Annotated in this window: 18 protein-coding genes; 5 read left to right on the top strand and 13 right to left on the bottom strand. The window is 61.7% G+C overall.

The genetic code is table 11. The features are described 5' to 3' along the window. Nucleotides 1–126 precede the first annotated feature (126 nt). Nucleotides 127–1,323 carry a methionine gamma-lyase gene (locus MJ643_RS28480; protein WP_038410128.1) on the bottom strand — a complete coding sequence of 399 codons (1,197 nt, stop codon included), beginning with the start codon at nucleotides 1,321–1,323 and terminating at the stop codon, nucleotides 127–129. Nucleotides 1,324–1,450: 127 nt separating this feature from the next. Between MJ643_RS28480 and MJ643_RS28475 the strand changes: the two genes are divergently transcribed. Further along, complete coding sequence (locus tag MJ643_RS28475; protein WP_013974134.1) at nucleotides 1,451–1,930, top strand: Lrp/AsnC family transcriptional regulator; 480 nt, start codon at nucleotides 1,451–1,453, stop codon at nucleotides 1,928–1,930. A 256-nt stretch (nucleotides 1,931–2,186) separates the two neighbouring features. Here the strand turns inward: MJ643_RS28475 and cysN are convergent, their stop codons facing one another. The 3 genes from cysN to MJ643_RS28460 form a co-directional block, all read right to left on the bottom strand. Further along, nucleotides 2,187–4,088 carry a sulfate adenylyltransferase subunit CysN gene (cysN, locus tag MJ643_RS28470; protein WP_023661810.1) on the bottom strand — a complete coding sequence of 634 codons (1,902 nt, stop codon included), beginning with the start codon at nucleotides 4,086–4,088 and terminating at the stop codon, nucleotides 2,187–2,189. Nucleotides 4,089–4,104: 16 nt separating this feature from the next. Then, nucleotides 4,105–5,022 carry a sulfate adenylyltransferase subunit CysD gene (gene cysD / locus MJ643_RS28465; RefSeq protein WP_013974136.1) on the bottom strand — a complete coding sequence of 306 codons (918 nt, stop codon included), beginning with the start codon at nucleotides 5,020–5,022 and terminating at the stop codon, nucleotides 4,105–4,107. A 247-nt stretch (nucleotides 5,023–5,269) separates the two neighbouring features. Beyond that, nucleotides 5,270–6,028 carry a Nif3-like dinuclear metal center hexameric protein gene (locus MJ643_RS28460; protein ID WP_023661811.1) on the bottom strand — a complete coding sequence of 253 codons (759 nt, stop codon included), beginning with the start codon at nucleotides 6,026–6,028 and terminating at the stop codon, nucleotides 5,270–5,272. Nucleotides 6,029–6,195: 167 nt separating this feature from the next. On the opposite strand from MJ643_RS28460, the gene algW reads away from it, so the two are divergent. Next, complete coding sequence (gene algW, locus MJ643_RS28455; protein WP_015271734.1) at nucleotides 6,196–7,356, top strand: Do family serine endopeptidase AlgW; 1,161 nt, start codon at nucleotides 6,196–6,198, stop codon at nucleotides 7,354–7,356. Between the two features lie 133 nt (nucleotides 7,357–7,489). Here the strand turns inward: algW and MJ643_RS28450 are convergent, their stop codons facing one another. The 4 genes from MJ643_RS28450 to MJ643_RS28435 all read right to left on the bottom strand — a co-directional run bounded on the left by MJ643_RS28450 (nucleotide 7,490) and on the right by MJ643_RS28435 (nucleotide 11,647). After that, nucleotides 7,490–8,254, bottom strand: a complete 765-nt coding sequence (locus tag MJ643_RS28450) for an amino acid ABC transporter ATP-binding protein (RefSeq protein WP_003251792.1) — start codon at nucleotides 8,252–8,254, stop codon at nucleotides 7,490–7,492. A gap of 10 nt (nucleotides 8,255–8,264) precedes the next feature. Further along, nucleotides 8,265–9,362 (bottom strand): amino acid ABC transporter permease, encoded by a 1,098-nt coding sequence (locus tag MJ643_RS28445; protein ID WP_013974139.1) that lies wholly within the window; start codon nucleotides 9,360–9,362, stop codon nucleotides 8,265–8,267. Nucleotides 9,363–9,372: 10 nt separating this feature from the next. Continuing rightward, a complete protein-coding gene (locus tag MJ643_RS28440; RefSeq protein WP_023661812.1) occupies nucleotides 9,373–10,551 on the bottom strand; it encodes an amino acid ABC transporter permease in 1,179 nt (392 codons plus the stop codon). A gap of 67 nt (nucleotides 10,552–10,618) precedes the next feature. Further along, the gene (locus MJ643_RS28435; RefSeq protein ID WP_013974141.1) at nucleotides 10,619–11,647 is read right to left on the bottom strand and encodes an amino acid ABC transporter substrate-binding protein; all 1,029 of its coding nucleotides are present in this window, start codon (nucleotides 11,645–11,647) and stop codon (nucleotides 10,619–10,621) included. A 331-nt stretch (nucleotides 11,648–11,978) separates the two neighbouring features. Here MJ643_RS28435 and MJ643_RS28430 point away from each other — a divergent pair, with 331 nt between their 5' ends. Then, a complete protein-coding gene (locus tag MJ643_RS28430) occupies nucleotides 11,979–12,635 on the top strand; it encodes an alpha/beta fold hydrolase (protein WP_013974142.1) in 657 nt (218 codons plus the stop codon). A gap of 101 nt (nucleotides 12,636–12,736) precedes the next feature. After that, the gene (rhlB, locus tag MJ643_RS28425; RefSeq protein WP_013974143.1) at nucleotides 12,737–14,200 is read left to right on the top strand and encodes an ATP-dependent RNA helicase RhlB; all 1,464 of its coding nucleotides are present in this window, start codon (nucleotides 12,737–12,739) and stop codon (nucleotides 14,198–14,200) included. 128 nt (nucleotides 14,201–14,328) lie between these two features. Here rhlB and moaE read toward each other — a convergent pair whose 3' ends face one another. The 5 genes from moaE to MJ643_RS28400 all read right to left on the bottom strand — a co-directional run bounded on the left by moaE (nucleotide 14,329) and on the right by MJ643_RS28400 (nucleotide 18,495). Continuing rightward, nucleotides 14,329–14,775, bottom strand: a complete 447-nt coding sequence (gene moaE, locus MJ643_RS28420; protein ID WP_013974144.1) for a molybdopterin synthase catalytic subunit MoaE — start codon at nucleotides 14,773–14,775, stop codon at nucleotides 14,329–14,331. 2 nt (nucleotides 14,776–14,777) lie between these two features. Continuing rightward, nucleotides 14,778–15,023 carry a molybdopterin converting factor subunit 1 gene (gene moaD / locus MJ643_RS28415; RefSeq protein ID WP_003251777.1) on the bottom strand — a complete coding sequence of 82 codons (246 nt, stop codon included), beginning with the start codon at nucleotides 15,021–15,023 and terminating at the stop codon, nucleotides 14,778–14,780. After that, nucleotides 15,023–15,493 carry a cyclic pyranopterin monophosphate synthase MoaC gene (moaC, locus tag MJ643_RS28410; RefSeq protein ID WP_013974145.1) on the bottom strand — a complete coding sequence of 157 codons (471 nt, stop codon included), beginning with the start codon at nucleotides 15,491–15,493 and terminating at the stop codon, nucleotides 15,023–15,025. The genes moaD and moaC overlap by 1 nt, the downstream gene beginning before the upstream one ends. A gap of 114 nt (nucleotides 15,494–15,607) precedes the next feature. Next, complete coding sequence (locus MJ643_RS28405) at nucleotides 15,608–17,002, bottom strand: PhoH family protein (RefSeq protein WP_013974146.1); 1,395 nt, start codon at nucleotides 17,000–17,002, stop codon at nucleotides 15,608–15,610. Between the two features lie 365 nt (nucleotides 17,003–17,367). Beyond that, nucleotides 17,368–18,495, bottom strand: a complete 1,128-nt coding sequence (locus MJ643_RS28400) for a polysaccharide deacetylase family protein (protein ID WP_013974147.1) — start codon at nucleotides 18,493–18,495, stop codon at nucleotides 17,368–17,370. Between the two features lie 136 nt (nucleotides 18,496–18,631). Here MJ643_RS28400 and yaaA point away from each other — a divergent pair, with 136 nt between their 5' ends. Continuing rightward, nucleotides 18,632–19,411 carry a peroxide stress protein YaaA gene (gene yaaA, locus MJ643_RS28395; RefSeq protein ID WP_013974148.1) on the top strand — a complete coding sequence of 260 codons (780 nt, stop codon included), beginning with the start codon at nucleotides 18,632–18,634 and terminating at the stop codon, nucleotides 19,409–19,411. The last annotated feature ends 932 nt before the right edge of the window (nucleotides 19,412–20,343 follow it).

The raw sequence follows: 20,343 nt of genomic DNA, 5'->3' as shown, positions 1-20,343 counted from the left end.
ACGTCACTAAAGGCGCGAAACTGGCTTGCTGAAAACCATAGAATCTCCCACAGGGGCGGCGCAGGTTTCAAATACTGCGCCTGACCTGTAAGCGGGTTTACCCGCGAAGAGGTCGGCCCAGGCAACCTAGCTGCAGGCCTGCAATGCCTGCTCGACATCCGCTAGCAGGTCCTCCACGTCCTCCAGCCCCACCGACAGGCGCACCAGCCCCTCCGATATCCCGTGATGGGCCCGCTCCTTCGCGGTATAGCTTGAGTGCGTCATGCTCGCCGGATGCTGCGCCAGCGACTCGGCATCGCCCAGGCTCACCGCCCGCGCAAACAGTTGCAGGGCATTCATGAATCTGCGCCCGGCCTCGATCCCCCCCTTGAGCTCGAACGCGATCATCCCGCCCGGCAAACGCATCTGCCGCTGCGCCAGCTCGTACTGGGCAAACGACGGCAAACCCGGGTAGTGAATCAGCTCCACCTGCGGCTGCCGCGCCAGAGCCTCGGCCACCTGCTGGGCATTTGCGCAATGGCGGTCCATGCGCAGGGCCAAGGTCTTGATACCGCGCATCAGCAGCGACGCATCGTGGGGTGACAGCACCGCCCCGGTCATGTCCTTCAGCCCTTCCAGGCGAATGCGGTCGACCAGCGCCTTGCGCCCCACCACCAGACCGGCAGTGATATCGCCGTGGCCACTCAGGTACTTGGTCGCCGAATGCACCACCAGGTCCGCCCCCAGCTCCAGCGGCCGCTGCAGGTAAGGCGTGCAGTAGGTGTTGTCGACCACCACATGCGCATCGTGCCCGCGCACCGCTTCGGCCACCGCGGCGATATCCACCAACTGCATGTTGGGGTTGGCCGGCGTTTCGAAGTAGATCATCCGCGTTTTGCTGTTGATCGCCGCTTTCAGGGCCTTGGCATCGTTCAGGTCGACATGGCGGATCTTCACCCCGAATTCGCCAATGCCATGGTGCAGGAAAGCAAAAGTGCAGCCGTACAATGTACGCCCGACGATCAGCTCATCACCAGGGCGCAACAGGGTCCAGATCGTCGAGGTGATGGCCCCCATGCCCGACGCCAATGCCAGCCCCGCCTCGCCGCCCTCCAGCGAGGCCATGCGCTGTTCCAGCAGGGCCAAGGTAGGGTTGGAAATGCGGCTGTAGAAATGCCCCGGCTCCTCCCCGGCGAAGCAAGCAGCACCGTATTCGACTGTGGGGAAGGCATAAGTAGCGGTCTGGTACACCGGCGGCACCAGGGCGCCACCGTGGGAAAGCGGATCGTAGCCATGGTGAATGGCCCGCGTGGAAAAACCGGTGTTGTTATGGGAGTCGCGCATGGCAACAGCCTCTTGTGGTTTGCTATAAGCTTATGCCACCGAGCTGCCCGATTTTTTCCAAAATGGCCCACGCATACGCGTGCTTGTTGGAACAAAAACAATAATTACCGGACCAGAAGGGTAAAACATGCCTTCACGCCTCGACCGTACCGACCGCGCCCTGCTCGCTGCCCTGCAGGACAACGCCCGCCTCACCGTTGCCGAACTTGCCGACCAGGTAGCGCTAACCACCTCGCCGTGCTGGCGGCGGGTCAAGTTGCTGGAGGACAACGGCTACATCACCGGCTACCAGGCCATTCTCTCGCCCAAGTCACTGGGGTTTGGCGTCACCGCGTTCGTCAGCATCATGATGGACTCGCACACCAAGGACATGGCACTGGCATTCGAACAGCGGCTGATGGAAATTCCCGAGATTGTCGCCTGCCACAACATCTCCGGGCGCTACGACTTCTTGCTTGAGATCCTGGCGCGGGATCTGGAGTCGTTTGGCGAGTTCACCCGGGAAGTGCTGCAGCGGTTGCCGGGGGTGAAGGAGATCTACTCGAGTTTTTCCTACAAGGCAGTGAAGGAACGGCGGGTGATACCGGTTTCGGAAAAACACATCTGAACGAAATGCACAGTCCGTGCGGGAACAACTGCCTTGCTCAAAATCCAAAGCTCACGCAATCCTTTGTGGGAGCGGCCTTGTGTCGCGAAAGGGCTGCGCAGCAGCCCCAGCAATTTGTGCATCAGTGCTGAGACCCGGGGGCTGCTGTGCAGCCCTTTCGCGACACAAGGCCGCTCCCACAGGAGACCCGCGCATGTATGCCGGGCATAGAAACAAAAAACCCCGCCGAGGCGGGGTTTTTCTTGCAGGCTAGCGCTTAGATCGCGCCACGCTGGCGCAGCACGTCCAGCACCTGCTTCACGCCCTCATCCACGCTCGTGGCCTGGGTATCGATCACAAGGTCGGCATCCAGCGGCACATCGTACGGGAAGCTTTCGCCCGGGATGTTGTCGCCACCAGCAGCGTACAAGCCTTGCGGGTCACGCTCACGGCAGGCCAGCGGCGAGGCCTGGACGTAAACGGTCACCAGGCGCTCCTTGCCGATCAATGCCTTGGCCTGTTCGCGGCCTTCTGCATCCGGGGCCACGAACGCGGCCAGAGTCAGCAGACCGGCTTCGTTGAACTGGCGCGCCACATGGGCGGCGCGGCGCCAGTTCTCGGTGCGGCCGGCACGGTCCTGCGGCAAGCCTTTGTTCAGGTCATGGCGCAGGTTCTGGCCGTCGAGCACGTACACTGCACGGCCCATGTCGAACAGCTTGCGCTCCACGGCGTAGGCCAGGGTGCTCTTGCCGGCGCCGGACAGGCCACTGAACAGCACGGTGGCAGGCTGCTGGCCGAAGCGCAGGGCGCGCTCTTCGGTGGCCACATGGCACAGCTTGCCATGATGGCCGGTGCTGCCGTGCGGCAGGACTGGCGGGGCGATGATCATGCCGGCGCCGACCGTGCCGTTGGTCAGCCGGTCGATGACGATGAACGCACCGGTGGTGCGGTTGCTTTCGTAACCGTCCAGGGCGATCGAGGCGTCCAGGGACACCTTGACGCGGCCGATCTCGTTCAGTTGCAGCGCGCTGGCAGCGCCCTGCTCCAGGGTGTTCACATCGACCTTGTGGGTGATGCTGGCAATCGAGCCCGGCACGTAGCTGGTGGCGCGCTTGATGTCGTATTTCTTGCCTGGGAGCATCGGCTCCTCGGCCATCCACACCAGCATGGCGTCGAACTGGTCGGTGACCGGCGGGACGTTGTCGGCATGTACCAGCAGGTCACCACGGGAGATGTCGATCTCGTCTTCCATGGTCAGGGTCACGGCCTGGCCAGGGCCTGCGTTTTCCAGCTCGCCTTCGTAGGTGACGATGGACTTGACGCGGCTGCTCTTGCCCGACGGCAGCACGACGATTTCATCGCCCTTGTGCACCACGCCGCTGGCGATGGTGCCGGCGAAACCGCGGAAGTTCAGGTTCGGACGGTTGACATACTGCACCGGGAAGCGCAGGTCGGTGAAGTTGCGGTCGGCCGACACTTCGACGGTTTCGAGGATTTCCATCAGCGTCGGGCCGGCGTACCACGGCGAACGCTCGCTGTGGTTGACCACGTTGTCGCCCTTGAGCGCCGACATCGGCACGAAGTGCAGGCTGCTCGGGGTCAGGTTGATGGCTTCGGCGAACTTCAGGTAGTCGGCCTTGATCGACTCGAAGACGTCCTGATCGAAGCCCTTGAGGTCCATCTTGTTGACCGCGACGACGATGTGCTTGATGCCCAGCAGCGAGGCAATGTAGCTGTGGCGGCGGGTCTGGGTCTGCACGCCGTAGCGGGCATCGACCAGAATGATCGCCAGGTCGCAGGTGGACGCGCCGGTAGCCATGTTGCGGGTGTACTGCTCGTGGCCCGGGGTGTCGGCAATGATGAACTTGCGCTTGGCGGTGGAGAAATAGCGGTAGGCGACATCGATGGTGATGCCCTGCTCGCGCTCGGCCTGCAGACCGTCGACCAGCAGCGCCAGGTCGACTTCCTCGCCGGTGGTGCCGACCTTTTTCGAATCGCGGGTGATAGCCTCGAGGTGGTCCTCGTAGATCATCTTCGAGTCGTGCAGCAGGCGCCCGATCAGGGTGCTCTTGCCGTCATCCACGTTGCCGCAGGTGAGAAAACGCAGCAGTTCTTTGCGCTCGTGCTGAGCCAGATAAGCGAGGATGTCTTCGCTGATCAAATCGGATTGGTGCGACATGGAGTAACCCTGAAAATTAGAAGTAGCCCTGACGTTTCTTGTCTTCCATGGAACCGGCGCCATCGTGGTCGATGACTCGGCCCTGGCGCTCGGAAGTGCGCGTCAGGAGCATTTCCTGAATGATGTCGGTGAGCGTCTCGGCTTCCGACTCGACAGCGCCCGTGAGCGGGTAGCAGCCAAGGGTACGGAAACGCACCTTTTTCTTGACGATGCGCGCTTTCTCTTCATCGGTGAGATGTTCGAGGATGCGCTCGTCGTCGATCATGATCAGGGTGCCGTTCTTCTCGATGACTTCACGCTCGGCGGCGAAGTACAGCGGCACGATCGGGATGCCTTCGAGGTAGATGTACTGCCAGATGTCCAGCTCGGTCCAGTTCGACAGCGGGAAGACGCGGATCGACTCGCCCTTGTTGACCTTGCCGTTGTACACGTTCCACAGTTCCGGGCGCTGGTTCTTCGGGTCCCAGCGGTGCTTGCTGTCACGGAACGAGTAAACGCGCTCTTTGGCCCGCGACTTCTCTTCGTCGCGGCGCGCACCACCGAAGGCGGCATCGAAACCATGCTTGTCCAGCGCCTGCTTCAGGCCCTGGGTCTTCATGATGTCGGTGTGCTTGGAGCTGCCATGGGTGAACGGGTTGATGCCCTGCGCCACACCCTCGGGGTTGACGTGGGTGATCAGCTCCAGGCCCATTTCCTCGACCATCTTGTCGCGGAAGCTGTACATCTCCTGGAATTTCCACTGGGTGTCGACGTGCATCACCGGGAACGGCAACTTGCCTGGGAAAAAGGCCTTGCGCGCCAGGTGCAGCATCACGGCGGAATCCTTGCCGATCGAGTACAGCATCACCGGGTTGTCGAACTCGGCGGCCACCTCGCGGATGATGTGGATGCTCTCCGCCTCCAGCTGTTTCAAGTGCGTCAGTTTGTCGACCATGGCTACTCACGAAAAACGATCTTATGGACGGCCTGCGGGCCGTGTTCGAGCGAGCCACTTTATCACAGCGGCTGCTTCTATTTAGGAGGCCGGCTAGATCGAAAAAGTCTAACGATATGACTGCGGGTTTGGGCCAGCAGGCCTGGCCTATTCGCGGGTAAACCCGCTCCCACAGGGATCCCGCAGGCCTGGGATCAACACTGTCCCTGTGGGAGCGGGTTTACCCGCGAAGAAGGCGACGCCGATGTCAGATCGGGTTCGGGCAATCGATGAACAGGTGCTCCACGGCAAAGCGCCGCGCCAGGTATTCACCCAGCGCCTGCACCCCATACCGCTCGGTGGCATGGTGCCCGGCGGCAATGAAGCTGACGCCATTCTCGCGGGCGCTATGGTAGGTCTGTTCCGACGCCTCGCCGGTCAGGTACAGGTCCACCCCGGCCGCAATCGCCGTGTCGATGTAGCCCTGCCCGCCCCCGGTACACCAGCCGACCCGCCGGATCATCTGCTCACCTTCGACCAGCAGAGGCTCACGCCCCAGCACCTCCCGCACCCGCCGGGCGAAATCGAGCGCGGTCATCGGCTCGGCCAGCGAGCCGACCAGGCCGACCACCTTGGGGTTCTCCGGGTCCAGCGGCCCTTCGACGGTGATGTCCAACTGCCGTGCCAGCTGCACGTTGTTGCCCACATCCGGGTGAGCGTCCAGCGGCAGATGAAACGCGAGCAGGCTGATATCGTTGTTCAGCAGCGTTTTCAGCCGGCGCTGCCGGATACCGGTGATGCAAGGGTTCTCTCCCTTCCAGAAGTAGCCATGGTGCACCAGCACCAGGTCGGCCTCGGCTTCGACTGCCGCATCCAGCAACGCCTGGCTGGCGGTAACGCCGCTGACGATGCGGCTGACCTGCGGCCGGCCTTCGACCTGCAGGCCGTTGGGGCAATAATCCTGGATCTTCGCGCTGCCCAGGTAACGCTCGGCTTCCTCGACCAGGGTGTTCAGAGCGACGGCCATGAAAATCTCCTCGAAATCTGCGTTTTTCTCGGGCACAACGCCCATGCAACGCCCGTATAATGCCGGCCATTATGGGCCGTCGCCGGCACTGGGGGAACCGGTGTATGATCGCGCGCGCTCATGCCCACCGCACGGTCACCATCCCCGGCTCTTTCCAGGATTCATTCATGTTCAAGGCTTTGCGTTATTTTGGCTGGCCCCTGCTTACCGGCGTACTGATCGCCATGCTGATCATCCAGCGCTTCCCGGAGTGGGTCGGCCTGCCCAGCCAGGACGTCAACCTGCAACAGGCACCGCAGACCACGCGGATCATGCAGGGCCCGGTATCCTATGCCGACGCGGTAACCCTGGCCGCCCCGGCGGTGGTCAACCTGTACACCACCAAGGTGGTGAACAAGAGCGCCCACCCGCTGTTCGAGGACCCGCAGTTCCGCCGTTTCTTCGGCGACAACCTGCCCAAGCAGCGCCGCTGGGAGTCGAGCCTGGGCTCGGCGGTGATCATGAGCCCCGAGGGTTACCTGCTGACCAATAACCACGTCACCAGCGGCGCCGACCAGATCGTCGTGGCCCTGAAGGATGGCCGCGAGACATTGGCCCGGGTCATCGGCAGCGACCCGGAAACCGACCTGGCGGTGCTGAAAATCGACCTGAAGAGCCTGCCGGCGATCACCATCGGCCGCTCCGACAACATTCACATCGGCGACGTGTCGCTGGCCATCGGCAACCCGTTCGGGGTCGGCCAGACCGTGACCATGGGTATTATCAGCGCCACTGGCCGCAACCAGCTGGGCCTGAACAACTACGAAGATTTCATCCAGACCGACGCGGCGATCAACCCGGGTAACTCCGGCGGTGCGCTTGTGGATGCCAACGGCAACCTGATCGGCATCAACACGGCGATCTTCTCCAAGTCCGGCGGTTCGCAAGGTATCGGCTTCGCCATCCCGGTGAAACTGGCACTGGAGGTGATGAAGTCGATCATCGAGCACGGCCAGGTGATCCGTGGCTGGCTGGGCATCGAAGTACAGCCACTGAGCCAGGAACTGGCCGAATCGTTCGGCATGAAGGACCGCCCGGGCATCGTGGTGGCGGGCATCTTCCGCGAAGGGCCGGCGGCAAAGGCCGGGCTGCAGCTGGGTGACGTGATCTTGAGCATCAACGGCGAGCCGGCCGGTGATGGGCGCAAGTCGATGAACCAGGTGGCGCGGATCAAGCCCAACGAGAAGATCACCATCGAGGTGATGCGCAATGGGCAGCAGTTGAAGCTGATCGCCGAGGTGGGCCTGCGGCCGCCACCGGCGCCGGCAGTCGCCAAGGAAGAGAAGTAAGGCTGCGATCTGGTCTCTGGGGGGCTGCTTCGCAGCCCATTCGCAGCACAAGGCTGCTCCTACAGGAGATCGCATTTCCCTTGTAGGAGCAGCCTTGTGCTGCGAATGGGCCGCAAAGCGGCCCCCGGCTACATCAATGCAGGATCTGGCTCAGGAACAACTTGGTCCGGTCACTGCGTGGCCGGTCGAAGAAGTCATCCGGCGCTGCCTGCTCGACGATCTCGCCCTTGTCCATGAAGATCACCCGGTTCGCCACGGTCCGGGCAAAGCCCATCTCGTGGGTCACGCAGAGCATGGTCATGCCATCCTCGGCCAGGCCCACCATGGTATCGAGCACTTCCTTGACCATTTCCGGGTCCAGCGCCGAGGTCGGTTCGTCGAACAGCATGATCTTCGGTTTCATGCACAACGCGCGGGCAATCGCCACACGCTGCTGCTGACCACCGGACAACTGCCCCGGGTACTTGTGCGCCTGCTCCGGAATACGCACCCGCTCCAGGTAGTGCATGGCGATTTCCTCGGCCTTGCGCCGCGGCATCTTGCGCACCCACATCGGCGCCAGGGTGCAGTTTTCCAGGATGCTCAGGTGCGGGAACAGGTTGAAGTGCTGGAACACCATGCCCACTTCGCGGCGGATGGCCTCGATCTGCTTGAGGTCGTTGGTCAGCTCCACACCATCGACCACGATGCGCCCCTGCTGGTGCTCTTCAAGGCGGTTGAGGCAACGGATGGTGGTGGACTTGCCAGAGCCGGACGGCCCGCACAGCACGATGCGCTCGCCCTGGCGCACGTTCAGGTTGATGTCCTTGAGCACATGGAACTGGCCGTACCACTTGTTCACGCCCTGCATCTGGATGATGCCTTCGGGGCCGGCAGGCTGCTTGATCGCTTCACTCATTTCGAAACTCCTAACGCTTGTGGCCAGTGTCCAGCTTGCGCTCCAGATGCATGGAGTAGCGGGACATACCGAAACAGAAAATCCAGAAAACCAGGGCGGCGAACACATAGCCCTCGGTAGCCATGCCCAGCCAGGCCGGGTCGGCGGCGGCTTGCTTGACGCTGTTCAGCAGGTCGAACAGGCCGATGATGATCACCAGGCTGGTGTCCTTGAACAGGGCAATGAAGGTGTTGACGATGCCGGGGATCACCAGCTTGAGCGCCTGCGGCAGAATCACCAGGCCCATCGCCCGCCAGTAGCCAAGGCCCATGGCCGCGGCAGCTTCGTACTGGCCCTTGGGGATGGCCTGGAGGCCGCCACGCACCACCTCGGCGATATACGCCGACTGGAACAGGATCACGCCGATCATCGCCCGCAGCAGCTTGTCGAAGCTCATGCCCTCAGGCAGGAACAACGGCAGCATCACCGATGACATGAACAGCACGGTGATCAGCGGCACGCCGCGCCAGAACTCGATGAAGGTCACGCACACCACCTTCACCGCAGGCATTTTCGAGCGCCGCCCCAGGGCCAGCAGGATTCCCAGCGGCAATGCGCCGACAATGCCCACGGTGGCAATCACCAGGGTCAGCATCAGCCCGCCCCACTGGCTGGTAGGTACGCTTTCCAGGCCCAGCATGCCCCCGTGCAGCAGGGTGTAGGCAAGCAGCGGGTACACCACCAGGAAGCCAAGGCCGTAGAAGGCCTTGCGTGGGAAGCGTTTGATGAACAGCGGGGCGGCGCCAAGCACGGCAAGCCACACGGTCAGGTCCACGCGCCAGCGCAACTCGGCCGGGTAGTAGCCGTACATGAACTGGCCGAAACGCTGCTGCACGAACACCCAGCAGGCGCCCTCCTTGGTGCAGTCGGCGCGGGTGGTGCCGACCCAGTTGGCATCAAGCAACGCCCACTGCAGCAGCGGCGGCACGATCAGCCAAACCAGGTAGATGGCAAACAGGGTCAGCAGCGTATTGAGCCAGCTGGAGAACAGATTGGCACGCATCCATGCGAGCACGCCGACGGTTTTCACCGGTGGCGGCATGTCGGGTTTGAAAACATGGGCATTCACTGGCGTATCCTCACCGCTCGATCAGCGCAATGCGCTTGTTGTACCAGTTCATCAGCAGCGAAATGCTGATGCTGATGGCGAGATAGACACTCATGGTGATGGCGATCACCTCGATGGCCTGGCCGGTCTGGTTGAGCACGGTACCGGCGAACAGCGAGACCATCTCCGGGTAGCCGATACCGGCCGCCAGCGACGAGTTCTTCGCCAGGTTCAGGTACTGGCTGGTCAGCGGCGGAATGATCACCCGCAGTGCCTGGGGGATGATCACCTTGCGCAGGGTCGGCCCCTCGCGCAGGCCCAGCGAACGCGCGGCCTCGGTCTGGCCATGGCTGACCGAACGGATACCGGAGCGCACGATCTCGGCGATGAACGCAGCGGTGTAGATGGTCAACGCCAGGGTCAGCGCCAGCAGCTCGGGAATCAGTACCCAGCCACCGACGAAGTTGAATCCTTTCAATTGCGGCACTTCCCAGTGCACCGGGCTGCCGAACAGCAGTGCGCAAACGCCTGGGATGGCGATGAACAGCGCCAGCCCCACCCAGAACTTGTGGAATGGCTCGCCCGTCTCGTCGAAGCGCTTGTTGGCATAACGCACCATCACCACGATGGCCAGCAGCGCCAGGACCAGGGCCACGACGAACGGCCAGAAGCCTTCGGCCATGGACGCGCCGGGCATGTTCAGGCCCCGGTTGCTGATGAAGAAGGTGTCGTCGATATTGATGCTGCCCCGCGGTCCCGGCAGGGTCAGGAACACGGCGAAGTACCAGAACAGGATCTGCAACAACGGCGGAATGTTGCGGAAGGTTTCCACATACACGGTCGCCAGCTTGTTGATCATCCAGTTCGGCGACAACCGCGCCACACCGATGATGAAGCCAAGGATGGTCGCCAGCACCACGCCGATGAACGTCACCAGCAAGGTGTTGAGCAGGCCGATGACGAACACCCGCGCATAGCTGTCTGATTCCACGTAGGGGATCAGGTGCTGGGCGATGCCGAAGCCGGCACTGCGGTCGAGAAAGTCGAAGCCCGAGGTGATACCCCGGTGTTGCAGGTTGGCTTGCGTGTTGTGGAACAGATACCAGCCCAGACCGACCACGAAGACTATCGTGAGAATCTGGAACAGCCACGCGCGCACACGTGGATCGCTCAGGGATAAACCCTTTTGTGCGCCGATTCGATTTTGCATGAAGTGCCCCGGAAAGTAGGGTTCCGAACAGCCTGCGGCGGCGGGATGCCGCCGCAGGGTGCAGCCATCAGCGCACAGGTGGCGCGTACTGGATGCCGCCGTTGTTCCACAGGGCGTTCATGCCACGGTCGATCTTCAGGTCGGTGCTCTGGCCCAGGTTCTTCTCGAACACTTCGCCGTAGTTACCGACTTGCTTCACGATTTGCACTACCCAGTCCTTGGGCAGCTTGAGGTCCTTGCCGTACTCGCCATCCGCGCCCAGCAGGCGGGCGACGTCCGGGTTCTTGGTGCTTTTGGCTTCGGCCTCGACATTCTTCGAGGTGATGCCCGCCTCTTCGGCGTTGAGCATGGCGAACAGGGTCCACTTGACGATGCTGAACCATTCTTCGTCGCCTTTACGCACCACCGGGCCCAGCGGTTCCTTGGAGATGGTTTCCGGCAGTACCACGTACTCGGTCGGCGCGGCCAACTTGGAGCGCTGGGCGAACAACTGCGACTTGTCGGAGGTCAGCACGTCGCAACGGCCCGATTCCAGCGACTTGGCACTTTCATCCGAGGTGTCGAAGGTGATCGGGGTGTACTTCAGGCCATTGGCGCGGAAGTAGTCCGACACATTCAGCTCGGTGGTGGTACCGGCCTGGATGCAGATGGTCGCGCCATCGAGTTCCTTGGCGCTGGATACACCCAGCTTTTTGTTGGCCAGGAAGCCAACGCCGTCGTAGTAGGTAACACCGGCGAATACCAGGCCCATGCCGGCATCACGCGAGCTGGTCCAGGTGGTGTTGCGCGACAGCACGTCGACTTCGCCCGACTGCAGGGCGGTGAAACGTTCCTTGGCGTTGAGCTGGCTGAACTTGACCTTGGTGGCGTCGCCGAACACGGCGGCGGCCACAGCGCGACACACGTCGGCGTCGATGCCAACGATCTTGCCCTGCGCATCAGGTACCGAGAAGCCTGGAAGACCGTCGCTCACGCCACACTGGACGAAGCCCTTCTTCTTTACCGCATCCAGGGTGGCGCCGGCCTGGGCGTTGCTCACGGCGCCCAGCGCGGCGGCAGCGGTCAGGACTGCCAGGGTGGTTTTCAACATCTTCATTCACAACCTCCAAATCGCTCTTGTTGTATCGAGCCGGAATTGCACCGCACCCTTTTGAGGCGTATCCGACCCGTATTGGCTTGTTATTGGGTCAATGGCGCAATGGACTGTTCTGTGACAGCCTTCGCGTGCAAAGGGTGTTACCGTCACGGCCTGCCCTTTGCATCATTGGGTGAATTGCAAAGCGCGTACCAAAATTTGCGGCTGTAGCGTTTAAGCGCTCGTCAAGTAGGGAAAGTTGTATCGTTGCGACATTCTTTTTCCGACAATCATTTCCAGCGCCTTCTTTTCACGCACGCCATAACAAGACCCGCACACTTTCGGAGCAGTCATGACCAACCCACTGATTCTCGAACCGCAGAAAACCGCAGACGCCTGTGTGATCTGGTTGCACGGCCTGGGTGCCGACCGTTACGACTTCCTACCAGTGGCCGAATTCATGCAGGAACGCCTGCTCAGCACCCGTTTCGTCATGCCCCAGGCTCCCACCCGCCCGGTAACCATCAACGGCGGCTACGCCATGCCCAGCTGGTACGACATCAAGGCCATGACCCCGGCCCGCGCCATCGACGAGGCGCAGCTGGAGGAATCGGCCGAACAGGTCATTAGCCTGATCAAGGCCGAGCAGGCCAAAGGCATCAGCCTGTCGCGGATTTTCCTGGCTGGCTTCTCCCAGGGTGGCGCGGTGGTTCTGCACACTGCCTATATAAAGTGGCAAGAAGCGCTGGGTGGCGTGATCGCCTTGTCCACCTACGCCCCCACCTTCAACGACCAGCATCAGTTGAGCGCCTGCCAGCAACGCACCCCGGCCCTGTGCCTGCATGGTGTGCACGACCCGGTGGTGATCCCTTCCATGGGCCGCACCGCCTTCGAGTACCTCAATACCTGGGGCGTTGCCGCCCGCTGGCACGAATACCCGATGGAACACGAAGTGGTGGTGGAAGAGTTGAGCGACATCCACGACTGGCTGAGCAAGCAATTGCAATAAGCCAGGGCTGTCTGTAGTTGTAAGGCTATTCCACTACGCCGCGCCTGAATCTTGCATTACACTGCCCGGCGTACATTCCTTAACCAGTTGATGAGACGATCGTGCTCAAGGCACTCAAGAAAATTTTCGGCAAGGGAGACGCCGCGCCACAGGCCGTCGCTCCTGCTGCCAGCGTGACGCCCCCTGCGCCCGCACCCGCCAGCGAGGCCCGGCCTGCGGAAAAACCGGCCGCACCACGCGCCACCCCCACTCCCCAGGCCGAACAGCCTGCCGCCGTTACGCCAGCCGCCGACAAGCCGGCCAAGGACAAACCGCGTCGCGAGCGCAAGCCCAAGCCGCAGGCCAGCCTGTGGAAACCGGAAGACTTCGTGGTCGAGCCACAGGAAGGCAAGACCCGCTTCCACGACTTCAAGCTGTCCAACGAACTGATGCATGCCATCCACGACCTGGGCTTCCCGTACTGCACGCCTATCCAGGCACAGGTGCTGGGTTACACCCTGCGCGGTCAGGACGCCATCGGCCGGGCCCAGACCGGTACCGGCAAGACTGCGGCGTTCCTGATCTCGATCATTTCCCAGCTGCAGCAGACGCCGCCGCCGAAGGAACGCTACATGGGCGAGCCACGTGCGCTGATCATCGCGCCCACCCGTGAGCTGGTGGTACAGATCGCCAAGGACGCCATCGCCCTGACCAAGTACACCGGCCTGAACGTGATGAGCTTCGTCGGCGGAATGGACTTCGACAAGCAGCTCAAGGCCCTGGAAGCGCGCCATTGCGACATCCTGGTGGCCACTCCGGGGCGCCTGCTGGACTTCAACCAGCGCGGTGAGGTGCACCTGGACATGGTCGAAGTGATGGTGCTGGACGAAGCCGACCGCATGCTCGACATGGGCTTCATCCCCCAGGTGCGCCAGATCATTCGCCAGACGCCGCCGAAAAGCGAGCGCCAGACCCTGCTGTTCTCCGCCACCTTCACCGACGACGTGATGAACCTGGCCAAGCAGTGGACCACCAACCCGGCCATCGTCGAGATCGAGCCGGAGAACGTTGCCAGCGAAACGGTGGAGCAGCACGTCTATGCGGTGGCCGGCAGCGACAAGTACAAGCTGCTGTACAACCTGGTGACCCAGAACAAGTGGGAACGGGTGATGGTGTTCGCCAACCGCAAGGACGAAGTGCGGCGCATCGAGGAAAAACTGGTGCGCGACGGCATCAATGCCGCGCAGTTGTCGGGTGACGTGCCGCAGCACAAGCGTATCCGTACCCTGGAGAACTTCCGCGAAGGGCGCATCACCGTGCTGGTGGCCACCGACGTGGCGGGGCGGGGCATTCATATCGATGGCATCAGCCACGTGATCAACTTCACCCTGCCGGAAGACCCGGACGACTACGTGCACCGCATTGGCCGGACAGGCCGTGCTGGCACCAGTGGTGTGTCGATCAGCTTTGCCGGTGAGGATGACTCGTACCAGCTGCCAGCGATCGAAGAGCTGCTGGGGCGCAAGATCAAGTGTGAAATGCCGCCGGATGAGCTGCTGAAGCCGGTGCCGCGCAAGCATCATTGACCTGTGCCGGCCTCTTCGCGGGTGAACCCGCTCCCACAGGTACTGCACAGCTTTCAAAACCTGTGATGCACCTGTGGGAGCGGGTTCACCCGCGAACCGGGGCTTCGCCCCGGCCATCAAACAAGGATCTACCAGCGCTCCGCCGCATCCTGATCACTCTGTTTCCCTTCCACCCACCGTGCCCCTTCCTGGGTATTTTCCTTCTTCCAGAACGGCGCCCGCGTCTTCAGATAGTCCATGATGAAGTTGCAGGCATCGAACGCCGCCTGCCGATGGGCACTGGCCACGCCGACGAACACGATCGGCTCACCCGGCTCGAGCGCACCGATGCGGTGCAGCACCTCCACCTTGAGCAACGGCCAGCGCTGCTCTGCCTCCACCACGATCTTGGCCAAGGCCTTTTCGGTCATGCCCGGATAGTGCTCGAGGAACATCCCCGCCACCTCGCGGCCATCGTTGAAATCCCGCACGTAGCCGACAAAACCGACCACCGCGCCCACACCGACATTGGCCGCGTGCATGGCATTGGTCTCGGCTCCCGGGTCGAACGCACCTTCCTGGACTCGCACAGCCATGTTCAGCCTCCGGTCACCGGCGGGAAGAACGCCACTTCATCGCCCTCTTCCAGCGGCTCATCGAGCTTGCACAGTTCTTCGTTGCGCGCACACATCAGGTTCTGCTCGGCCAGCACTTCATACTGCCCACCCTTGGCCACCAAGGCCTGGCGCACATCGTCGAGCACCTTGAACGCACCCTCCACCCGCTCGGCATCCACGCCCAACAATTCGCGGTAACGGGCGAAGTACATCACCTTGACCTTCATCACGCCTCCACCTTGTAGTGGCCACTCTTGCCGCCGAGTTTTTCCAGCAGGCGCACCTGCTCGATGACCATACCTTTATCCACAGCCTTGCACATGTCATAGATCGTCAGCGCAGCCACGCTGGCGGCGGTCAGCGCCTCCATCTCCACGCCGGTCTGCCCGGCCAGCTTGCAGCGGGCGACGATACGCACGGCGTCCTGCCCCTCGGCACTCAGCTCGACCTTGACACTGGTCAGCATCAGCGGGTGGCACAGCGGGATCAGTTCGCTGGTCTTCTTCGCCGCCTGGATCCCGGCAATGCGCGCCACGGCGAACACGTCGCCCTTGGGGTGTTCACCGTCGACGATCATCTGCAAGGTCTGCGGCAACATGCGCACCCGCGCCTCGGCGGTGGCCTCACGCTCGGTCACGGCCTTTTCAGTGACGTCGACCATGTTGGCCCGCCCCTGGGAATCAAGATGTGTCAGCACTGCTCTGCTCCTGTGAAGGGAACTCGCAGTGTAAACCTGTGAGTCAGGTTTGAGCAGAGGGGCGTCAACCGTGCCCGCGAAAAAGCCGGGCGGCGGACCGCCCGGCGGAGAGGGTTACAGATGCGACTCGGCGTACTCGGCCAGCACCGAGCGTGGCACGCCCTGCAGGGTGATGTGCACGCCATGGGGGAAGTCCTTGAAGCGCTCGGTCAGGTACGTCAGGCCAGAGCTGGTCGCGGACAGGTAGGGGGTATCGATCTGCGCCAGGTTGCCCAGGCAGACCACCTTGGACCCGGAGCCGGCACGGGTGATGATGGTTTTCATCTGGTGCGGCGTCAGGTTCTGGCACTCGTCGATCAGGATCAGGCTCTGCTGGAAGCTACGGCCACGGATGTAGTTCAGCGACTTGAACTGCAACGGCACGCGCTCGAGGATGTACTCGACGCTGCCATGGGTGCTTTCGTCATCCATGTGCAAGGCTTCGAGGTTGTCGGTGATGGCGCCCAGCCAAGGTTCCATCTTCTCGGCCTCGGTGCCCGGCAGGAAGCCGATCTCCTGGTCCAGCCCCTGCACACTGCGGGTGGCGATGATGCGCCGGTAGCGCTTGCTTACCATGGTCTGTTCGATGGCTGCGGCCAGGGCCAGGATGGTCTTGCCGGAACCGGCGGCGCCGGTCAGGTTGACCAGGTGGATATCCGGGTCAAGCAGGGCGAACAACGCCAGGCTCTGGTGGATGTCCCGCGGTTTCAAGCCCCAGGCTTCCTGATGCAGCAGCGGTTCCTGGTGCAGGTCCAGCAACAGCAGTTCGTCGTTTCGGATACCCTTGATCCAGCCGACGAAGCCCTGTTCATCGATGATGAACTCGTTGACGTGAACCGCCGGCAGGTTGTCGATCAATTGCACGCGGTGCCAGGTGCGGCCGCGCTCCTGGCGGGTATCGACCTTGCTCACCCGGTCCCAGAACGAGCCGGTGACCGAATGGTAGCCCTTGGACAGCAAGGACACGTCATCGACCAGTTGGTCGGTGCTGTAGTCCTCGGCCGCGATGCCACAGGCACGTGCCTTCAGGCGCATGTTGATGTCTTTGGTGACCAGCACAACATCCAGGTCGGTGCGCCGGGCCCGTACTTCGAGCAGCTGGTTGATGATGATGTTGTCGTTGAGGTTTTCCGGCAGCAGCTTGTTCGGCTCGTTGCGCGGAGTCATCAGGATGGACAGGAAGCCCTTGGGCCCGCTCTTGCCACGCTGGATCGGCACACCCTGCTCGACATCGCTGGGCGAGGCGTCACCAAGGGTCTGGTCGATCAGGCGAATGGCCTGGCGGCATTCGGCGGCGATGGTCTGTTTGCCGGTCTTGAGCTTGTCGAGTTCCTCCAGCACCGTCATCGGGATGGCGACATGGTGCTCCTCGAAGTTCAGTAACGCGTTGGGGTCGTGAATCAGGACGTTGGTATCGAGCACATACAGGATAGGCTTGCTGGAGGAAGGGTTGCGTCCTTGGTCATCCATACTCGGTCACCTTATGTCGAAGCCACACGGCGTGGTCTGTTACGCCGCAGAGTGACTGCCGCTGTCCCCGTATCCGCGTTGTTACGGGCGGGAAGCGAACCTGGCTAGGTGGGCCTGGATGACGCCACCTGTGCTGCAGGAATCGGCTGTCTGGTTTCTTCATACCGCAAAAATGATGACTAAAAAAAGTCTTTTTACGCGTAGGTGAAGTTTATTTTTCCAAATGACGAACAGGGGTTGGCGAGGGGGCGCGTGAGGACTACAGTCAAAAATCAGGCTGCCATTGCAGGGGCTATCGCCAGCAAGCCATGCACGGTACCTGTGGGAGCCGGCTTGCCGGCGATGGGCGGCGCAGCAGCCCCCTCTCACTCCCGGTTGGCATATCCCTGGCAGTCTCCCCAACCAATCCCGCTCTGCGCCGTATTGCGCAACAACCACTCCACCGCCGGCTGCGCCTTGGGCAGGCTGTCATGGAACTGGATCACGCCCTTGCGCCACAGCAGCATCAAGGTCAGCACCCGCTGGGCAGAGGCCTCGGCGCTCAGTGCGCCATCATCCTGGGCATCGATGTCCCACAACGACACCTGCAACTGCTGGCTGGCCATGAACGCCTCGCCATCGGCCCGGCGCTGCCCGTAGGGCGGCCGAAACAACGGTACATACTGCTCCGGCAAGTCGGCCTGCACCCGAGCCTGGCTGCGCCGCAATGAATCCTGCCAGTCTGTCCACTGCGCATGGGAGCGGTACTCCCAACCCTGAACCCCCACGCAATGCCCACGATAGAGCTGGCGCAAGGCATCTGCCGCACCGGCGTCGCGGCGTTGCTGCAGGCGGTTGCCGAGCACGAAGAACGTGCCTTCAAGCTTTTGCCGGCGCAGATAATCAGCCAGCAGATCGGTACTGCCGCCATCCGGCCCGGGCCCGCCGACGAAGGTCAGCAGGAACATGCGGTCGTTCAGTTCATCCCCATTGCGCTCGCGTGAGGACAACCGCTCCACCTCGCTGCTGGTCTGTGGCAGCAACGCAGCCTTGCGCAGTTGTTCGTCCAGGTACCGCGCATGGAACTGGTGGCTCGGCTCGATCCAGCCCGTGTAGAACGTGCCGACATCGGCGGCGAACGTCGCTGCCTGTGTGCGCAACTCCGCCATCGACGTAACCGGATAGCAGAACGACGCATCCTGTTCGCAACTGCGCTGCGCCTGTTGATAACCTTCCCACAACCGCTGCCACATGCGCGCCCGCACCAGGCGCACCTTCTGCAGGTTGACCTGCCGTAGCCCCAAGCGTGCCGCCAGCGCCGCGTCGTCCAGCAGTTCGCTTTCATGCAGCACCTGGGCGAACGAGAGGATCTCGGCCCGCGAGGCCACATCGAACAACGCCGGGCTGTCCAGCTTTTCGGGCCACAGGCTGCGGTCCAGGCTCACCTGGGTTGAAGGGGCGGCTTGCGCGGCCAGGCTCAGCAGAGCGGCCAGCAAGGCAGAGGCAATACGCACGGTTGAAGCTCCGCAACGGCGAAACGCGCACTATAGCCTCTGCACTGGCCATGGTCTGTGACTATCGTCGCCATAGTTTGGACTTGCACCGCCCAGCCCGTAGAATTCCCGGCCTACGATGCCAGGAGCCGACCCGATGCTGACGGTGATATCACCCGCCAAGACCCTCGACTACGAAACCCCGCCGGTGACCGAGCGTTTCACCCTGCCCCAGTACCTGGACGACTCTCAGGAGCTGATCCAGCAGTTGCGCGACCTGTCGCCAGCGCAGATCAGCGAACTGATGCACCTGTCCGACAAGCTCGCCGGCCTGAATGCCGCGCGCTTCGGCAGCTGGACCCCGGACTTCACCCCGGCCAATGCCAAGCAAGCGCTGCTGGCGTTCAAGGGTGACGTGTATACCGGCCTCGACGCCGAAAGCCTGGGCGAGGACGATTTCAGCTATGCCCAGCAGCACTTGCGCATGCTTTCGGGCCTGTATGGCCTGCTGCGCCCGCTCGACCTGATGCAACCTTACCGCCTGGAAATGGGCACCAAGCTGGCCAACGCCCGCGGCAAGGACCTGTACGCTTTCTGGGGCACACGCATCAGCGAATGGCTGAACCAGGCCTTGGCCGAACAGGGCGATGACGTGCTGCTGAACCTGGCCAGCAACGAGTATTTCAGCGCGGTGAAACGCAGTGCGCTCAAGGCCCGGGTGATCAACGTCGACTTCAAGGACCTGAAGAACGGCCAATACAAGATCATCAGCTTCTACGCCAAGAAAGCCCGCGGCATGATGAGCCGCTTCGTGATCCAGCAGCGCATCAGCGACCCGGAGCAGCTCAAGCAGTTCGATGTGCAGGGGTACTACTACAGTGCCGAACAGTCGAAGCCGGACCACCTGGTGTTCCTGCGGGATCATCCTTCCGAGTGATCCTGTCACGCCCCCTTCGCGGCTAAAGCCGCTCCCACATGTACTTCACTGAACTCAAGATCAGTGCAAAACCTGTGGGAGCGGCTTTAGCCGCGAAGAGGCCAGCAGCCATTACGCACCTCCCCTGCCCTGCAACAGGGCACGCTTCATATCGCCATCACGCCACAAATCCGACGCCAAAAAATCGACATACCGCAACTTATAGCCAAACGCCATAAGACCGTTCGTAGCTTTTTTGACGAATTTTTCAAAATATTTTTCGATGCTGGCATAAAAATATCTCGCAACAGTTTCGCCCTTTATATATCGGGGCAAAACCCCCGAGTGCTATCAGATTGAAATTGTCCGCCACTGAAAAAATATTTAGAAATCTTTCATCCACGCCGAACCCACCCCGGAACTTCTGCTACGACGAATCGCTCATAGTGCCGTAACGATTTTCCTGCCCTTGGGCTGTGAGAAATGACTTACAGATGACAACGGCAGGTATCTACTACTAGCCCCAACAACTTCGACAGGTATGACGGGAACCCCCGAAAACCCTGTCCATGCAGGAGAGAAGCGTCCCTTTCAATTCGTCCTAGTGGTTGATTTCAAAGGATTTTTCCACTTGAAAAAACAAGCACAGCAAAGCGCCACGTAGCGCATTGCAATAAAGACGGCTGCATTCCAGGGCACGTTTTTTAATTAATGGCTTTTTACTGCCACGTTTGAGTGCATAATTTTTTGCGCTCCGGATTTATTTTGCCTGCGCTCGGCGAAGTGTGCATTTCGCCATGGATCCGTGCGCCCGAAAACTGTTGTTAATCAACCCAGTCCGGCTCTCTCCGGAGGTGCCGGCGTGATAAACACATGAGGTGATAGCGATGCGTATCAGGGCGGTTGCAGGAGCTGAGTGCAACACGGTTATTGAATTGAAGCCGGAGCATCAT

Source organism: Pseudomonas sp. PNPG3, from assembly GCF_023093815.1.
Lineage (GTDB): Bacteria > Pseudomonadota > Gammaproteobacteria > Pseudomonadales > Pseudomonadaceae > Aquipseudomonas > Aquipseudomonas asiatica.
The sequence above is the reverse complement of the archived record's forward strand: the minus strand, read 5'-3'. Positions and strand labels throughout refer to the sequence as shown.

Bases quoted from the DNA above. Each gene is read 5' to 3' on its own strand.
- MJ643_RS28480 (WP_038410128.1), bottom strand. From the start codon at position 1,323: ATGCGCGACTCCCATAACAACACCGGTTTTTCCACGCGGGCCATTCAC.
- MJ643_RS28475 (WP_013974134.1), top strand. From the start codon at position 1,451: ATGCCTTCACGCCTCGACCGTACCGACCGCGCCCTGCTCGCTGCCCTG.
- cysN (WP_023661810.1), bottom strand. From the start codon at position 4,088: ATGTCGCACCAATCCGATTTGATCAGCGAAGACATCCTCGCTTATCTG.
- cysD (WP_013974136.1), bottom strand. From the start codon at position 5,022: ATGGTCGACAAACTGACGCACTTGAAACAGCTGGAGGCGGAGAGCATC.
- MJ643_RS28460 (WP_023661811.1), bottom strand. From the start codon at position 6,028: ATGGCCGTCGCTCTGAACACCCTGGTCGAGGAAGCCGAGCGTTACCTG.
- algW (WP_015271734.1), top strand. From the start codon at position 6,196: ATGTTCAAGGCTTTGCGTTATTTTGGCTGGCCCCTGCTTACCGGCGTA.
- MJ643_RS28450 (WP_003251792.1), bottom strand. From the start codon at position 8,254: ATGAGTGAAGCGATCAAGCAGCCTGCCGGCCCCGAAGGCATCATCCAG.
- MJ643_RS28440 (WP_023661812.1), bottom strand. From the start codon at position 10,551: ATGCAAAATCGAATCGGCGCACAAAAGGGTTTATCCCTGAGCGATCCA.
- MJ643_RS28435 (WP_013974141.1), bottom strand. From the start codon at position 11,647: ATGAAGATGTTGAAAACCACCCTGGCAGTCCTGACCGCTGCCGCCGCG.
- MJ643_RS28430 (WP_013974142.1), top strand. From the start codon at position 11,979: ATGACCAACCCACTGATTCTCGAACCGCAGAAAACCGCAGACGCCTGT.
- moaE (WP_013974144.1), bottom strand. From the start codon at position 14,775: ATGGCTGTGCGAGTCCAGGAAGGTGCGTTCGACCCGGGAGCCGAGACC.
- moaD (WP_003251777.1), bottom strand. From the start codon at position 15,023: ATGAAGGTCAAGGTGATGTACTTCGCCCGTTACCGCGAATTGTTGGGC.
- MJ643_RS28405 (WP_013974146.1), bottom strand. From the start codon at position 17,002: ATGGATGACCAAGGACGCAACCCTTCCTCCAGCAAGCCTATCCTGTAT.
- yaaA (WP_013974148.1), top strand. From the start codon at position 18,632: ATGCTGACGGTGATATCACCCGCCAAGACCCTCGACTACGAAACCCCG.